1 protein-coding gene is annotated in these 638 nt (G+C 60.2%); it reads right to left on the bottom strand.

Annotation, left to right across the window (positions count from 1 at the left end):
* Positions 1 to 638: UDP-glucose 6-dehydrogenase (locus JIN85_RS20780; protein WP_484510794.1), on the bottom strand; the 638-nt coding region annotated here is incomplete at both ends.

Below are 638 nucleotides of genomic sequence, written 5' to 3'. Positions count from 1 at the left end.
GAGTCGGTGCCGATCGCGTTGGCGACTTCATCGACATCCGCGCCGGTCGCTTCGCAAAGGGCGGAGATCGAGTTGATCGAGGAAATCCGTTGCGCAAGGAAGGCATTGGCGACGAGCTTGGAAAGCTCGGACGACCAGAGGTTGGTGGTGATGATGCGTTCGCGTGGCACCCAGTGTGCGTAAACGGAGACGAGCGCTTCGAGCGCGATCTGACCTTCCGGGGTCGATTCGCCACCGATTAGAATCCGGTCTGGCGCGGTGAGGTCTTCGACTGCGGTTCCTTCAGCGAGGAACTCCGGATTGGAAAGGACTTGGAAAGTCGCATCGTTGGTCGAGTTTGCGGCGAGGATCGTTTTGATCGCGCTCGCGGTTTTGACCGGGATGGTGGATTTCTCGACGATGATCTTGTTGCCTTCCGCGACTTCGGCGATGAGGCGGGCAGCGCCTTCGATGTAGCGCAAATCCGCCGCGCGACCGGCGCCGATGCCGTAGGACTTCGTTGGCGTGCCAACCGAGACGAAGATCAAATCGGCGGCCTTGATCGCGGCCTTGATATCGGTGGTGAAGTGAAGGTTTTTCCCCCGGGCAGCGGTGACCACCTCGTCCAAGCCAGGCTCATAAACCGGCAGCACATCGGA

The organism is Luteolibacter pohnpeiensis (assembly GCF_016595435.1).
In the GTDB taxonomy this organism is placed as follows: Bacteria; Verrucomicrobiota; Verrucomicrobiia; order Verrucomicrobiales; family Akkermansiaceae; genus Luteolibacter; species Luteolibacter pohnpeiensis.
The sequence above is the reverse complement of the archived record's forward strand: the minus strand, read 5'-3'. Positions and strand labels throughout refer to the sequence as shown.